This window comes from Fulvimonas soli, assembly GCF_003148905.1.
GTDB classification, from domain to species: domain Bacteria; phylum Pseudomonadota; class Gammaproteobacteria; order Xanthomonadales; family Rhodanobacteraceae; genus Fulvimonas; species Fulvimonas soli.
Genome location: NZ_QGHC01000008.1, coordinates 1 through 14,806, shown reverse-complemented (window position 1 = coordinate 14,806; position 14,806 = coordinate 1). Strand labels below are relative to the sequence as shown.

At 68.5% G+C, this 14,806-nt stretch carries 15 protein-coding genes; 9 read left to right on the top strand and 6 right to left on the bottom strand.

The window, feature by feature from the left end; all coding sequences use genetic code 11:
* Genes C7456_RS11230 through C7456_RS11210 form a run of 5 tightly spaced genes read left to right on the top strand, consistent with a single transcriptional unit; the run spans position 1 to position 3,402 of the window.
* Positions 1-576 (top strand): D-sedoheptulose-7-phosphate isomerase, encoded by a 576-nt coding sequence (locus tag C7456_RS11230; RefSeq protein ID WP_281268520.1) that lies wholly within the window; start codon positions 1-3, stop codon positions 574-576.
* A complete protein-coding gene (locus tag C7456_RS11225; protein ID WP_109723852.1) occupies positions 566-1,264 on the top strand; it encodes a nucleotidyltransferase family protein in 699 nt (232 codons plus the stop codon). The genes C7456_RS11230 and C7456_RS11225 overlap by 11 nt, the downstream gene beginning before the upstream one ends.
* On the top strand, positions 1,264-1,863 hold the full coding sequence (locus C7456_RS11220) for a D-glycero-alpha-D-manno-heptose-1,7-bisphosphate 7-phosphatase (RefSeq protein WP_211306314.1): 600 nt from the start codon (positions 1,264-1,266) through the stop codon (positions 1,861-1,863). The genes C7456_RS11225 and C7456_RS11220 overlap by 1 nt, the downstream gene beginning before the upstream one ends.
* A 32-nt stretch (positions 1,864-1,895) precedes the next feature.
* Positions 1,896-2,324 (top strand): hypothetical protein, encoded by a 429-nt coding sequence (locus C7456_RS16845; RefSeq protein WP_139942929.1) that lies wholly within the window; start codon positions 1,896-1,898, stop codon positions 2,322-2,324.
* 52 nt (positions 2,325-2,376) lie between these two features.
* Positions 2,377-3,402, top strand: coding sequence for an acyltransferase family protein (locus C7456_RS11210; protein ID WP_109723850.1), 1,026 nt, complete (start codon positions 2,377-2,379; stop codon positions 3,400-3,402).
* A 42-nt stretch (positions 3,403-3,444) separates the two neighbouring features.
* On the opposite strand, the gene C7456_RS11205 is transcribed toward C7456_RS11210, so the two are convergent.
* Positions 3,445-3,663, bottom strand: coding sequence for a hypothetical protein (locus tag C7456_RS11205; RefSeq protein ID WP_109723849.1), 219 nt, complete (start codon positions 3,661-3,663; stop codon positions 3,445-3,447).
* An 88-nt stretch (positions 3,664-3,751) separates the two neighbouring features.
* On the bottom strand, positions 3,752-4,240 hold the full coding sequence (locus C7456_RS11200) for an IS66 family transposase (protein WP_281268519.1): 489 nt from the start codon (positions 4,238-4,240) through the stop codon (positions 3,752-3,754).
* A 127-nt stretch (positions 4,241-4,367) separates the two neighbouring features.
* On the opposite strand from C7456_RS11200, the gene C7456_RS11195 reads away from it, so the two are divergent.
* Positions 4,368-6,164 carry an LTA synthase family protein gene (locus tag C7456_RS11195; protein WP_109723848.1) on the top strand — a complete coding sequence of 599 codons (1,797 nt, stop codon included), beginning with the start codon at positions 4,368-4,370 and terminating at the stop codon, positions 6,162-6,164.
* A gap of 86 nt (positions 6,165-6,250) precedes the next feature.
* Complete coding sequence (locus C7456_RS11190) at positions 6,251-6,535, top strand: hypothetical protein (protein WP_109723847.1); 285 nt, start codon at positions 6,251-6,253, stop codon at positions 6,533-6,535.
* Positions 6,536-6,599: 64 nt separating this feature from the next.
* Here C7456_RS11190 and C7456_RS11185 read toward each other — a convergent pair whose 3' ends face one another.
* The 4 genes from C7456_RS11185 to C7456_RS11170 all read right to left on the bottom strand — a co-directional run bounded on the left by C7456_RS11185 (position 6,600) and on the right by C7456_RS11170 (position 12,236).
* A complete protein-coding gene (locus tag C7456_RS11185; RefSeq protein WP_109723846.1) occupies positions 6,600-7,544 on the bottom strand; it encodes an electron transfer flavoprotein subunit alpha/FixB family protein in 945 nt (314 codons plus the stop codon).
* 98 nt (positions 7,545-7,642) lie between these two features.
* Positions 7,643-8,389 carry an electron transfer flavoprotein subunit beta/FixA family protein gene (locus tag C7456_RS11180; protein ID WP_109723845.1) on the bottom strand — a complete coding sequence of 249 codons (747 nt, stop codon included), beginning with the start codon at positions 8,387-8,389 and terminating at the stop codon, positions 7,643-7,645.
* A gap of 100 nt (positions 8,390-8,489) precedes the next feature.
* A complete protein-coding gene (locus C7456_RS11175) occupies positions 8,490-10,571 on the bottom strand; it encodes a glycosyltransferase (protein WP_109723844.1) in 2,082 nt (693 codons plus the stop codon).
* A 63-nt stretch (positions 10,572-10,634) separates the two neighbouring features.
* A complete protein-coding gene (locus tag C7456_RS11170; protein WP_109723843.1) occupies positions 10,635-12,236 on the bottom strand; it encodes an electron transfer flavoprotein-ubiquinone oxidoreductase in 1,602 nt (533 codons plus the stop codon).
* Between the two features lie 153 nt (positions 12,237-12,389).
* Between C7456_RS11170 and C7456_RS11165 the strand changes: the two genes are divergently transcribed.
* Positions 12,390-13,787, top strand: coding sequence for an amidase (locus tag C7456_RS11165; RefSeq protein WP_109723842.1), 1,398 nt, complete (start codon positions 12,390-12,392; stop codon positions 13,785-13,787).
* A 500-nt stretch (positions 13,788-14,287) separates the two neighbouring features.
* Positions 14,288-14,560, top strand: coding sequence for a hypothetical protein (locus tag C7456_RS16840; protein ID WP_139942927.1), 273 nt, complete (start codon positions 14,288-14,290; stop codon positions 14,558-14,560).
* Positions 14,561-14,806 lie beyond the last annotated feature (246 nt).

The window sequence follows — 14,806 nt, the reverse complement described above, 5'->3', positions numbered from 1 at the left end:
ATGTTCGAGGCCGAGTTCGACAAATCGATCAAGCTGCTTACCGCGATGTCGCGCGATGCGCATCTGCACGAGTTGATGGCCAAGGCCGTCTATCAGTCGGTGACGGCGCTACGTAGCGGCCGCAAGCTGCTGTTCGCCGGCAATGGCGGCAGCGCGGCGGACGCCCAGCATTGGGCGGGCGAGCTGGTCAGTCGCTTCTACTACGATCGTCCGGGCCTGCCCGCCATCGCGCTGACTACCGACACCAGCATTATCACCGCCGTCGGTAACGACTACGGCTACGACTACGTGTTCGCACGCCAGGTGGAGGCGCTGGGCCAGGCTGGCGACGTGCTGGTGGCCATTTCCACTTCCGGTAATTCGCGCAATGTGGTGAGCGCCATCGAGGCTGCTCGCGCGAAAGAGATGATCGTGATCGGCTTTACCGGTCAGAGTGGCGGCAAGATGGCCGAATTGTGCGACACCTGTTTCCGGGTGCCCTCGGCCGAGACGCCGCGTATCCAAGAAGGGCACGAGGCACTGGGCCACCTGCTTTGCGCATTGATCGAGGCCGAGATATTTCCGCGTGGCGACTGAAGAGGCCATCATTTTGGTCGGTGGTCTCGGTACACGTCTTCGTGCCGTAGTCAGCGATCTGCCAAAACCGTTGGCTCCGGTAGCCGGGCGCCCCTTCCTGGCCTGGGTGCTCGATCATCTCGCCGCGCAAGGAATGCGACACGTTGTGCTGGCGGCCGGGTATCTCGCCGAGCGTGTCATCGAAGGTATCGGCAAAGAGTGGCGTGGCATGCTGCTAGACTATTCGATCGAGGTCTCGCCGCTCGGTACCGGTGGTGCCGTGCGCCAGGCCTGCAGCATGCTCGGCGGAGGCGCGACGCACGTACTCAATGGCGACACCTTCCTCCGCTACGACCTGCGTGCGCTGGAGCGGGCAGTCCAGCATGCAGGGGCCGACCTGGGCATGGCGTTGGCCCGCGTGGATGATGTGGCGCGATATGGTGCGGTGCTTCGCGACGGAGAGCGCGTCGTCGGCTTCAAGGAAAAAGGCGAAAGCGGACCCGGGTACATCAACGCCGGCAGCTATTACCTCACACCTGCGGCCATCCAGGCGCTTCCGCCGGAGCCGGCGTTCTCCTTTGAAAGCGAAGTGCTCGCACCGTTGACGCTGGCAGGGCGCGTATGCGGGTTTGACGCCACCAGTGGATTCATCGATATCGGTGTGCCGGAAGACTATCGACGGGCGCAGAGTTTATTCGGTGACGCGTAATGGCAGTCGAGATGGCACGACCATACATTGATCCGCGAGTCGACGCGTTGCTGGCGACCATGCCCACGCCGCGCAAGGCGTTGTTCCTGGACCGGGACGGCGTGATCAACGTCGACCACGGTTACGTGTGCAGCCCCGAGCGCACTGAATTCCTCGACGGCATCTTCGAATTGGTCGCCGCGGCCAACCGGCGCGGCCTTGCCGTGGTGGTGGCCACCAACCAGGCGGGTATCGCGCGCGGCTACTACACCGAGCAGGATTTCCACGCGTACATGGCATGGGTGCGCGCGCAGTTCCGGCGGCACGACGCACGCATCGACGCGGTCTACCATTGCCCGCACCATCCCACCGCCGGCCTGGGTGCGTACCTGCGCGCCTGTGCGTGCCGCAAGCCGGCGCCCGGCATGCTGCTGGCCGCGCAGCGCGACCTGGGGCTGGACCTGGGCGCCTCGCTGCTGGTCGGCGACAAGCCGTCGGACATCGAGGCCGGGCGGGCTGCAGGAGTGGGGCGGAACCTGCTGCTGGGCAGCGAGGCCGTGCCGTCCCTCGACGTCGTCGTCGCCCTGCTGTCGCACGCGTCGCCAGTTCGGCTGACCTGACACATGGGTTCCATCTTTCCTGGAGAGCGATCATGAGGTACACGACTTCCACGCTTGCCGGCGGCCTGCTCGCCGCCTTCCTGATGGCCGGGTGCTGCCCGGACAAGTCGCAACAGGCGAATCAAGGCAGTCCCGCTCCCGCAGCCAGCACGGTCGTCGCCGCGGCCGGACAGGCCCAGGCCACGTTGCGCGTCACGCCATCGGCGCTGCGCGAATGCGAGGTCAAGCCGGGCGTGGGGGTGGCCGTGCAGGTCGCCTGGGACGCATCGCGGGCCGGCGTGACCACCACCAAGGCCTGGGTCCAGGCGCCCGGCGGGGAGCGCAAGCTCTGGACCGCGGGCGGAGCCACCGGCAGCCAGACCACCGGTCCCTGGACTTCGCCCGGCACCACCTTCGTCCTGACCGACGGCGGCGACCGCACGCTGGCGCAGGCCACCATCGCCGCGGTTCCCTGCAAGTGAAGGCGCGCAGGAGGCCGGCGCACCGCGACGGCGCGCGGTGCGGGGCCGCGCGATGAGCGGCCGGCCGGCGTTCGGGTACTGGTTCGGATTCGGCAGCTGGCGCCTGCTGCTGGCGATCCTGGTCGTGCTGTCCCACCTGTGGGCCGGCATGATCGACGGCTATGCGGCCTACGCCGTCTGGGGCTTCTTCGTGCTCAGCGGCTACCTGATGACCTACGTGCTGCGGCGCAAGTACGGATTCGAGGCCACGGGGCTGCTCGCCTACGCGTACAACCGGTTCATCCGCATCGTGCCGTCGTACTACCTGGCCCTGCTCGCCGGCGTGGTCACGATCCTCGCGCTGAAGTACTGCGTCGACCTCACCCGGCTCAATCCGCAGTTCGCCATGCCGCATGGCCGGGAATGGCTCAATCCGCTCACCCTGCTGCCGGTCTTCCGCGGCTCGAACCTGCCGGTGCCGGTGTCCAGTGCGCTCGCCACCGAGGTGGGCATGTACCTGCTGATGCCGCTGCTGGCGCGCAGCCGCTCCGGCGCATGGCTGGCGCTGGTGCTGGGCGTGGTCGCCAACGCCACGGCGGGCTTCGGGATGCAGAGCTTCGCCGAGCGTTACACGTACTTCCAGACCTGCCTGTTCGCCTTCGCGGCCGGTTCCCTCACGGCGCACTACATCGAGGAGCTGCGCCGGCTGGCGATGCCGGCGCTGGCGCTGGCTGCGTGGATCGCGCACGGCCTGATCTGGCTGAAGTGGGATCCCTGGCCATGGACCTACGGCCTGTACAGCTCCGTGCTGCTGTCGGCGTGGGTGGTGGTGTCGCTGGACGCGCGGCAGACCTCGGCATGGGACAAGCTGCTTGGCGACTGGTCGTATCCCGTCTACCTGTTCCACACCACCGTGGCGGCCTGGCTGTTGCCCTGGTTCGGCTACGGCCGGTCTTTCCGCTTCTGCCTGGCGGCCTTCGCCGGGACGATCGCGGTGGCCTGGCTGGTGGTCGTGCTGCTGGACCGCCCGCTGGCCAGGCTCAAGCGCCCCGGCCGCCGGACGCTGGCGCCGGAGAAGGACAACCCGCCGGCGTTCTGAGCCGGGCGCCGGCGGATCGGCCGCGGCCGGCGACGCGGGAGCCTAGCCTGGACAGTGTCCCGGGCCGGCCTGCGGAGTGTCGATGACCGCGGGCGCCGGCGGCTGCGTGGCGGCCGGCAGCGAGGCCGGCGGCGGCACCGGCGCCGGCGGCACCAGCGGCGTGGTCAGGCGGCTGGCGTCCATGGTCTTCATGCTGTCGATCACCGCGCGCGTGACCACCTTGGCCTGCTGGTCCGACTCGATGATGTAGGGCACGATCACGTGCTCTATCACTGGCGCACGACGCCGCAAAGCACGGCCGGGGCAACGTAAGCGTGCGCCGAAGCCACTACCCCCCCCCGGACCTCAGCTATGCCAGTGGCAGCAGGCTGTCGATGTCACGGTCCTTGGTGGTGGGCAGTCGGGTCAGGACGTCAGTAAGCCAGGCATGGGGTTCGAGTCCGTTGGCCTTGGCGGTGGCGAGGAGGCTCATGAGGGCAGCAGCACGCCGGCCGGCGCTTTCGGAGCCGGCGAAGAGCCAGTTCTTGCGGCCGACGGCGATCGGCCGGATGGCGTTTTCGATGGGATTGTTGTCGATCGGCCAGGCGCCCTCGTCGAGGATGCGTACCAGCGCCTCCCAGCGCCGGCGGGTGTAGTCCACGGCACGGCGCAGGCCGCTGTTGCCCAGGGCCTTGGGCTGGAGGTCGTCCAGCCACTGTTTGAAGGCAACGAGCCGGGGGGCGAGGTGTTTTCGTCGCTCACGCAAGCGTGCGGCGGCTGCGCGAGCGCTACGGCATGGCGTTCGACTGACCGGCGCGGGTTGGCCGGTGCCGGCGTGGATGGTAAGATGAAAGAACATGCGGCCGCCCCGCTCACGGGCTGGCCGTCGATTCCGAACGAGGCCGGGCGGGCCCGCGAGAGGCCGCGACTGGGTGCGCGTGCGCCTGTCCGCCACGCATCGTTGCGACCGAAGGGGAGGTCACGCCATGGGAAACCGTCTCCGGCCATCGCGCCCGGCGCGGCTAGCGATCAAGCCGGCGCTCGCCGCGGCGCTGCTGTTCGGGCTGTCGCTCGCGACCTGGGCGATGGACCGCGTCTCGCTCGGCGTGCAGCCGATGGTGTACGCGTTCGGTTACGGCTATATGGCCAACGCGTTGCCGTTCGCCCTGCTGTTCCTGCTGCTGCTGGCGCTGTGCAACCGCCTGCTGCTGGCCCTGCTGCTGACCCTGCTGGCGGCGGCGGCGCTGTACCTGGCCAACTACCTCAAGCTGCGCTACCTGCTGCAGCCGGTCCAGTTCAGCGACGTCTTCGTGCTGCGCGAGTTGCACCTGTCCACGCTGCACCTGCTGTCGAATTACCTGCACGGCCCGTGGCCGCTGGCCGGCGTGGCGCTGCTGCTCGCCGTGCTGGCGTCGGCGCGCTACGAGCCGGGCTTCTTCAGGGCGCGCAGCCTGCCGCGCTGGGTCCTGCTCGCGCTGCTGCTGGCCCTGCCGGTCGGCAACCTGGCCAGCGGACGGGCCTGGGCGAGCCGCCTGTACGAGCCGGTGCGGCTGCGCGTGGTGCCGTGGTCGCCCGTGCTGACCGTGCTGCACGGCGGCCTTGCCAGCGCCCTGCTGTACGACGACGTGCAGTATGCCAGCGCGCTGCGCCGGCCCGCCGATCCCGCCGCCATCGCCGCCTTCCTGCGCCTGCCGGTGCCGCCAGCGCCGGCAGCGCCGGCAGCACCGGCGAAGCCGGACATCGTGGTGGTGCAGAGCGAATCGTTCTTCGACCCTGCGGCGCTGCGCGATATCGCCGACACCGCCGAGCTCCTGCCCAACCTGCAACGCGCGCAGGCGCAGGGCCTGAGCGGCACGATGACGGTGCCCACCTTCGGCGGCGGCACGCTGCGGACCGAGTTCGAGGTGCTCACCGGCGTGCCGATGAGCGCATATCCCGAACTGGACTTCCCGTACCTGCAGATCAACCGGCCGCACATCCCCAGCCTGGTCCAGGCGCTGCACGACGACGGCTACGCCGCCTACGCGGTGCATCCCAACGACGGCAACTTCTGGAACCGCCGCAAGGCGTTCGCGGCGATGGGCTTCGACCGCTTCGTCAGCCTGCAGGATTTCCCGCAGGACGCGCGGCACGACGGCTGGTACCTGGCCGATTCGGCGCTCACCGCGCAGATCGAGGCGCTGCTCGACAAGGCCACCGCGCGACCGGTCTTCGTGATGGCCATCAGCATCGAGGGGCACGGGCCCTACGCCGAGGTGCCGGTCGCCGACCACGCCGCCCGCGACCGCATCCCGGTCCCGGCCGGCTGGCCGGCGGACGCGGCGAACGAGTACCGCAACTACGCCTACCATATCGCCAATGCCGACCGCGAGCTGGGGCGCTTGTGGGACTACCTGCGCGCGCGCGGCCGGCCTTTCGTGCTGGCGTTTTACGGCGACCACCTGCCGGGGCTGGAGCACGTCTACGCCTCGGCTGCCGGCTTCGACGACGGCCGGGAGGCGACGGCGCAGTCCGTGCCTTGGCTGCTGATCGGCAGCGACGGCGGTGCGCGGCCGCAGGGCCGGCACATCCACGCCTGGATGCTGGGCAGCGAAGTGCTCGGCGCCGCCGGGCTGGACCGCCCCGGCTACTACGCGCTGGTCGACCGCGCCGACCGCATCCTGGCCGGCCCGGACGGTGCGGCAAGCCGCGCCACCGTGCTGCAGGGCATCGAGTCGCTGGCGCGCCTGCATCTGCTCGGGCAGCCCATGCCCGCGGCGCCGCGGGCGGGAAGTGCCCGATGAGCGCCGCGCGCCGGATGCCGCGCGGCGCGGCCCTGCTCGCCGCTGTGTTCGCCATTGCTGGCTGCCGGCACAGGGCGAGCCTGGAAATGACGCCGTCGAACTTCTCCGAGTGCGGCGGCCCGAACGTTGTGGCGCACGTGAAATGGCGGGCGTCCGACAATCCCGACGACCCGATCAGCATCTACGTCAGTTCGGTCGGCCAGCCGCCCAAGCTCTGGTACACCGGCGCGCACAGCGGCGAGCTGGACACCGGCCCCTGGATGAGCGACGGCGCCACGCTGCTGCTGCAGGACGCCAGGGGCAAGGTGCTGGCCAGGCGCACCATGACCTCCACCGACTGTCCGCCCGGGGCGCCGGTCGCCGGCCACTGAAGCCAGGAGGAAAAAAGGTGACGGCGCCGCCGTCCTCTTCCGCGGCGGCCCGCGGCGCGGCGCTTCAGCCTAACGCCTGTTCCAGCTCGGGGATCAGCTTGAACAGGTCGCCCACCAGCCCGATGTCCGCGACCTCGAAGATCGGCGCCTCGGCGTCCTTGTTGATCGCCACGATGGTGCCCGCGTCCTTGATGCCGGTGAGGTGCTGGATGGCGCCGGAGATGCCGATGGCGATGTACAGCTCCGGCGCGATGATCTTGCCGGTCTGGCCCACCTGCAACTCGTTGGGCACGTAGCCGGCGTCCACCGCCGCACGCGAGGCGCCCACGGCGGCGCCGATCTTATCCGCAAGCCGGTAGATGATCTCGAAGTTCTCCTTCGAGCCCACGCCGCGGCCGCCGGAGACCACCTTGCCGGCACTCTGCAGGTCCGGGCGGTCGCTCTTGCCCTGCTTCAGTTCCACGAAGCGGGTGTGCGAGGGCAGGGCGACGTCCAGGCCGAGCGGCTCGACCGGCGCGGCGTGCTCGCCGCTCGCCGCGGCCGGCCAGGAGGCGGTGCGGACAGTGGCGACCACCGCGTGCGCCGGGTCGGCCTCGACGGTGACGATGGCGTTGCCGGCGTAGATCGGGCGCGTGAAGGTGTGGCTGCCCTCCACGCTCATCACGTCGCTGACCTGGGCCACCCCGAGCAGGGCGGCCACGCGGGGAGCGACATCCTTGCCGAAGGTGGTCGAGGGCAGGAACACGTGGCTGTAGCCGGCGGCGGCCTTGGCGATCTGCGGCGCCAGCACGGCGGCCAGCGGATGCGCGTTCTCCGCGCGGGCGACGGTCAGCACGCGGCTGACGCCGGCGATCCTGGCCGCATCCGCGGCGATCGCGTCGACCCGGTCGGCCAGCACCAGCACGTCGACGGCTTCGGGTTGCACCGCGACGGCGGCGCTTACGGCGCGCGCGGTGGAAGGGTTGAGCTTGCCTTCCAGGTGTTCGGCGATGATCAGGACTTTGGACATGTTCGGTTCCTCGTGCCGTCGTTCCGGCGTGCGCCGGAATCCGGTGTCTTGATGGGACGAAGTCGCCGGATCGTCCGCTTGCGCGGGCCGGCGGGCGATCAGAGCAGACCCTTCTGCCTCAGCATCGCGACCAGCTCGGCCGCGTCCTTCACCATCACGCCCCGGCTGCGCTTGGGCGGGGCGGCGTAGCGGGTGGTCCTCAAATGGTCGTGGGCCTCCACGCCCAGCGCAGCGAACTCGATCGTATCGATCGGCTTGGACTTGGCCTTCATGATGTCCGGCAGCTTGATGAAGCGCGGCTCGTTGAGGCGCAGGTCGGTGGTGACGACGGCGGGCAGCTCCGCCTCGATCACTTCCAGGCCGGCGTCCACCTCGCGGGTCACCGTGGCCTTGCCGTCGGCGATCTCGAGCTTGCTGGCGAAGGTGGCTTGCGGGCGGTCCCACAGCGCGGCAAGCATCTGGCCGGTCTGGTTGGCGTCGTCGTCGATGGCCTGCTTGCCGAGGATGACCAGCCCCGGCTGCTCCTTCTCCACCAGCTTGAGGAACACGCGGGCGGCGGTGAGCGGCTGCACCGCCTCGGGCGTCACCACGTGGATGGCGCGGTTGGCGCCCATCGCCAGGCCGTTGCGCAGGTGCGCGGTGAGGTCGGCCGGGCCGATGCCCACCACCACCACTTCCTCGGCCACGCCCCTCTCGCGCAGGCGCAGCGCCTCCTCCAGCGCGATGTCGTCGAACGGGTTGGCGGAAAGCTTCACGCCGTCGGTCACCACGCCGGTGCCGTCGGGCTTGACCTGGATGCGCACGTTGTAGTCCACGACGCGCTTGTAGCCGACCAGAATCTTCATCTGCGGTTCCTTGAGCTGGCTGCCGCCCGCTGAGGCGAGGGAAGTCCGTATTGTAACGGCCGTTTGAAGTAAAGCCACAAAGGCGCTCAGGGCGGGACGTTCAGGTCAGCACGCTGGTCAGCGCGGACCGGGCGACTTCGAAAGAGAAGTGGCGCCTTACGTTCTCGAGGCCAGCGTCGGACAGGCGGGTCCAGAGGGCTTCGTCGTCGTACAGCCGCAGGATGGCGGCTGCGAATGCTTCGGCGTCGTCGGCGAGCAGCGCGTTGACTTCATGCTCGATCCACATGCCCTCGGCGGCCATTGTGGTGGCCACCACGGGCAGCCCATGACTCATGGCGACGTTGACCTTGCCCTTCACTCCTGCGCCGAAGCGCAGCGGTGCCAGGGCCAGCCGACAGCAGTCCAGCAGGATGGAGAGGTCCTCCACCCTGCCGTGGACGACGACTCCGGGGCCCTGCAGCCGCGGCTTGGCGTCGTCGGGAACCTGGCCGACCAGGTGTAACTCGATGTCCGCCCGCCGGGCGCGGACGAGGGGAAATATCTCGCCAGTCAGCCAGCGCGCTGCGTCCTCGTTGGGCGGATGGCCGAAGCCGCCGACGAAGATCAGGCCGCTGCGTTGCTGGAACGGCCTGCGACGGCCGCGCACCTCATGCATGTTGGGCACCAACACGACCTTGGCGCCGGGAACCTCGCGCGCGAGCAGATCCCGCTCGGCAGTGCTCACGACCAGCGTCGCGTCGCAGGCGCGGATGGTGGCCAGCTCGCGCCTTTTCGTTTCCTGCGATTGCCGTTTCAGGGCATCGTCGCCACGTTGCTGCGCGGCCCGCTGCTCCCTCAGGAAATGGAGGTCCGCCACCTCGAGCAGGATTCTGGCACGTGTCGCGTACCGGCGGAGCAGGGGAAGGTGAGGCGCGGCGACATAGTAGCGAGAGACGAGCACGGCATCGAGCCCGGGGCCCTCGCGCTCCAGCCACCTCGGCAGCGAGGGAGACCACGGATCGCACAGCGTCTCCACGCCGAGTTCGCCCAGGCGCAAAATCTCCTCCGTCGTGGCCTGCCGGTTGTCGGCCATGAAGGTGATGCGCCAGCCTTGCTCGTGCAGCAGGCGCATGATGCCGAGCATCTGGACCGAACCCGCGTCGCGTCTCGGATCGGGCGTCAGCGCATCCATGACGAGGATGTGCCGCCCGCCCCGGTGCACGGCCTCGTCGGCGGGTATGCGCGGGGACGGCTGCGTCCGCAGCGCATCGGCCCACTTGGCGATGAACTTGTCCAGGTTGATCCGCTGGAACTGTTTCACGCCCTCGAAGGGATTGGTGCCCGAACTGGTTCCTTCACTGTGCACGATCAGGCAGCTTGGCTCATACACGACCTTCTTGCCGGCCGCGCGCACCGCGAAGGCGAGGTCCATGTCCTCACAGTAGGCGGGCGCATAGCGCGGGTCGAAGCCGCCGACCCGGCGAAAAAGTTCCGCCGAAATGAGCAGCGCCGCCCCCGAGACGTAATCGACCGTGCGCCGATAGAGGAAACGAGGATCCTGCCGCTGGCCGAAGCGTCCGAAGCTCCACGCTTGGCCATTGGAGTAGACCAAGCATCCGGCCTCCTGCAAACGGCCGTCCGGATAGATCAGACGCGCACCCACGATGCCGCAATCGGGCTCGGTGCGATGGGCTTGGCAGAGGTTGTCCAGCCAGCCGGGAGTGACCTGGGTATCGTTGTTGAGGAAGAGCAGGAGCCGCCCTCGGGCTTCTCTGGCCGCGGCATTGCAGCTGCCGACGAAGCCGAGGTTGCGTTCGTTGCGGATCAGGCGCAGGCCCGCAACGCCGGCGAGCACTTGCGGCGTATCGTCGGCACAGGCGTCGTCCACTACGATGACCTCGAATGGCACTGCTGCACCGATCTTGGTGATCGAGCGGAGGCAGGCCAGCGTCCACGGCAGCTTGCCGTGCACGGGAATGATGACCGACACCTCGGGCTGGTTGGCGCAAGGGACGCGCGCCGGCGGCCGCGGGTCGTTGAGCGCTTCCAGCGTCAGCTCGGGATCGTTCGGGGGAGGGCGCCGCAGTTCCTGGCGGATGCGTGACAAGGTGCCTTTCCAGCCGCGCTGGCGCAGGCTGCCACGCAACCGCTGCAGCAGGTAGTGGAGCCGCCTGAATTTCCAGGCGAGATGACTTGGGGGCATGGTCAGCCTTGAGTGCGACGCTGCCGCGGACCGTCTTTCGCAGGGCCCACCGCCAGCGAAATCCTATAGGTTCTGGTAGTTCGGCCCCGACCCGCCCTCCGGCGGCACCCAGTCGATGATCTGGTACGGGTCCTTGATGTCGCAGGTCTTGCAGTGCACGCAGTTGGCGGCGTTGATCTGCAGGCGCTTGCCCGCGTCGTCCTGCACGATCTCGTAGACGCTGGCGGGGCAGAAGCGGGTACAGGGGTTGCCGTATTCCTCGGCGCAGCGGGTGACGCAGATGGAGGTGTCCGCCACGTGCAGGTGCACCGGCTGGTCCTCGTCGTGCTCGGTGGCGGCGAAGTACACGCCGGCCAGGCGGTCGCGCGGGGGCAGCTCGCGCTGCACGTAGTCGCGCCTGGGTTCCTCGCATTCGCCGAGCTTGTGCAGCGAGGACCAGTCCGCCTTGTTCTTCAGCGTCCACGGCGAGGCGCCGCCGGTGGCGGTTTCCCATGCCGCGTTGAGCATGCCCCACCACAGGCCCTTCTTGAAGCCGGGCTTGATGTTGCGCACCTTCTTCAGTTCCGCCATCACCTCCGAGCCGCGCAGCTTCGCGTCGAAGCCGGCGGGATCGAGGCCGCTGGCGGCCAGGTGCTCGGCGGCGAGCATGCCCGAGCGGATCGCCTGGTGGGTGCCCTTCACCTTGGGCACGTTGAGCAGGCCCGCGGTGTCGCCGATCAGCAGCGCGCCGGGCATCTCCACCTTCGGCAGCGACTGCCAGCCGCCGGTGACGATGGCGCGCGCGCCGGCGGAGAGGATGCTGCCGCCTTCCAGCAGCGGCTTCACCGAGGGATGGTTCTTCCATTGCTGGAAGGCTTCCCATGGCTGGTAGTTGGGATCGGTGTAGTCCAGGCCGCTGACGTAGCCGAGCGCGATGCGGTCCTTGTCCAGGTGGTAGAGGAAGCTGCCGCCGTAGGTGCGGCTGTCGGCGGGCCAGCCGAAGCTGTGCACGATCTTGCCCGGCTGCACGCGCCCGGCGGGCACCTGCCACAGCTCCTTGATGCCGATGGAATAGCCCTGCGGGTCGCTGTCCTTGTCCAGCTGGAAGCGCTTGACCAGCTGCTTGGTGAGGCTGCCGCGCGCGCCCTCGGCGAGCACGGTGACCTTGGCCCGGATGTCGATGCCCTGGGTGTAGCCAGGCTTGTGCGAGCCGTCCTTGGCCACGCCCATGTCGCCGATGCGCACGCCGGCCACCGCGCCGCGCTCGTCGTAGATGTTGTCCGCCGCGGCGAAGCCGGGGAACACGTCCACGCCCAGCGCCTCGGCCTGCGGCGCCAGCCAGGCGCACATCGCGCCCAGCGAGACGATGAAGTTGCCGTGGTTGTTCATGCCCGGCGGCACCGGCAGCTTGCGGCCGCCGGTCCTGGTGAGCAGCCAGAACTCGTCCTCGGTGGCCGGCACGCAGATCGGCGGCGGGTTGTCGCGCCAGCCCGGCAGCAGCGCGTCCAGCGGCTGCGGCTCGATCACCGCGCCGGAGAGGATCTGCGCGCCGATGGTCGAGGCCTTCTCGATCACGCATACGCCGACGTCCGGCTTGAGCTGCTTGAGGCGGATCGCGAACGACAGCCCGGCCGGGCCGGCGCCGACCACGACCACGTCGTATTCCATCGTCTCTCGCTCGCTCATGGCTGGCTCCGTCGGAAGATGCGCCGCAGTACGGGAAAACCGTCATTGTCCGGGAACGCGCCCCATGCGGCAAACACGGTCGTGCTGCGCCACCGCTTGCATTCGCTCGACGTCCGCTGGCGATAATCGGCTCATTGGATGCAGGGAGCTCCCATGAATTCGACGCCGCCGCTCGCCGAAGCGGACCTGCGACGTGCCTCGGTCTGCCAGCTGCTGCACTGGCTGGCGGTCGGCCGCACCCGGCCGCAGCTGCTGGCCGATGCCTACCTGCAGGCGATCGAGCGGATCGATCCGCAGCTCAACGCCTACGTCGACGTGCGCCCGGCGCTGGTGCAGGAGCAGGCGCGCACCGCCGAGCGGCGACGGCGCGACGGCGTGATCGGCCGGCTCGACGGCATCCCCGTCGCGCTCAAGGACAACTTCGACGTCGCCGGCACGCCCACCCGCGCCGGCCTGCCCGGGCGCGGGCGCCCGGCCGAGGACGACGCCCACGTGGTGGCGCGCCTGCGCGCCTCCGGCGCGGTGCTGCTCGGCAAGACCAACATGGACGAGGGCGCGCTGGGCGCGGCCACCGACAACCCGCACACCGGCGCCACGCACAACCCGTGGCGCGCCGGCTACAGCGCCGGCGGCTCTTCCGGCGGCGCGGCGGCGGCGGTGGCGGCGGGGCTGGCCGCCGCCGCGGTGGGCTCGGACAGCCTGGGCTCGATCCGCATTCCCGCCAGCTACTGCGGCGTGTACGCGCTCAAGCCCACGCACGGGGAGATCTCCACCCGCGGCATGACGCCGGCGGCGCGCCGGCTGGACACGGTGGGCCTGCTCGCGCGCGGCGTGGACGACCTCACCGTGCTGCTGCAGGTGCTGGCCGGCTACGACGCCGACGACGCGCGCTCGCGTCGCCGCCGCGTGGCGCTGTCGCCGCCGGACTGGGAGCCGGGCCACCTGCGCTGCGGCCTGCTGCCGGACCTGGCCGCGGTGGGCGTCGCGCCCGAGGTGATCGAGGTATTCGAGGCCGCGCTCGCGAAGCTGCCGCGCGAGCTGGGCGAGCGCCGCACGGTGGATTTCTCCGACTGGAACTTCGCGCATACGCGTCGCGCCGGCCTGCTGCTGATGGAGGCCGAGATGCTCGGCACCTTCGCGGAGGATCTTGCCGACCGGGAGCACCCGGTGTCGCCGCGCTTCCGCGCGCTGCTCGATTATGCCGCGCGCAGGAGCGCGGCCGACTACGCCCGTGCCGACCGCGTGCTCGATGCGGCCACGCTGAAGATGCGCCGCCTGTTCGCCCAGGTCGACGTGCTGGTGCTGCCGACCACGCCGCGGGCAGCCTTCCCGCTGGGCGGCGCCGAACCGGACCACCACGCCGACCTCACCAGCTTCGCCAGCCTGGCCGGCTGCCCGGCGGTGAGCCTGCCGATGGGCACGCTGCCGAACGGGTTGCCGGTCGGCCTGCAACTGGTGGGCGCGCGCGGCTCGGACCTGCGCCTGCTGGAGCTGGCCGCGGTGTGCGCTGCGACGCTGGACGCGGAGCCGGCGTATCCGGCGATTGCCTGAGTTATACCTCGTCGTCCGGTATGCGAAGCATAGTGGGCGTTTTGGCTATGTACGCAACACATTCGCGAATGAGTTGCCTACGGCAAATTTCGCTGGTCTGCCGGCCAGCGAGTTCCCTTTCATTGCTGACCCACGCTACCGCAGGAGCGTAGCGAACGGCGAAAGCGAAGTTGGCCCGAAGGGTAAAGGTCAGAGCATCTACCAACAATCCGCAAAACTCTCACTTCCTTATCTGTAGATGTCTTGACATTGTCGAACCTTAGGTATAAGGATTCTTCTCTAGGGAACGGCATGAGGGATGGGGATACTCAAGATCAAGCAGGTAGCCGACGAAGGCGATAAAGCCTGGCGTTCAACCAAATGATTGGGCCAATTATCTGGCCTGCGCGACCATTGGTCTCCTGCGGAAGGAGTTGTTGTGTTTCCACGCTGTGAAAAAAACACCCGGCTTGTTAAGCACGACATCATCTAGTAACCGTGACTACTAGAGGAGGAAAGTAATGATGAAGTCGACATTGATTGGAATGGCCGCGCTGGGTTTCTGTTTACTCAATGGGAGTGCGTTTGCGCAAGACCGAGCCGCCGCGAGTTCTACGATGCAAGCTCCCAAGGTATTGCATTTTAAGAAGGCATTCATCACCGGCGGCGGCAAGCCTGGTTCCCAAAAGATTGTTGCCCATAACGTACAAACTCAGGATTCCGGTGTTACGAAGTCGGGGGATAAGATCAATATCTCGAAGATGTATATCCCCCTATCAGATAACGCCAAGTAAGGTTACTAACCTTCTTCATCTCTCGCATTTAAGGAAACGTTTTCCGTAAGGCGGAAGACGTTGTGACGGTTGGTGCAACGCTAACTAAGGAGGATGTGATGAAGCGTAAATTCGTGATTGGTCTTTTCGCTGTTCGCTTCACTATGGGGCGCCTCGAATAACCCCTCCCTTGGCATGGCGTGAGCGGTATAACGCCGTTCGCGCCGCCCGCAAAGTCGGCAAGCGACACCTCGCACGCCCTGAAGT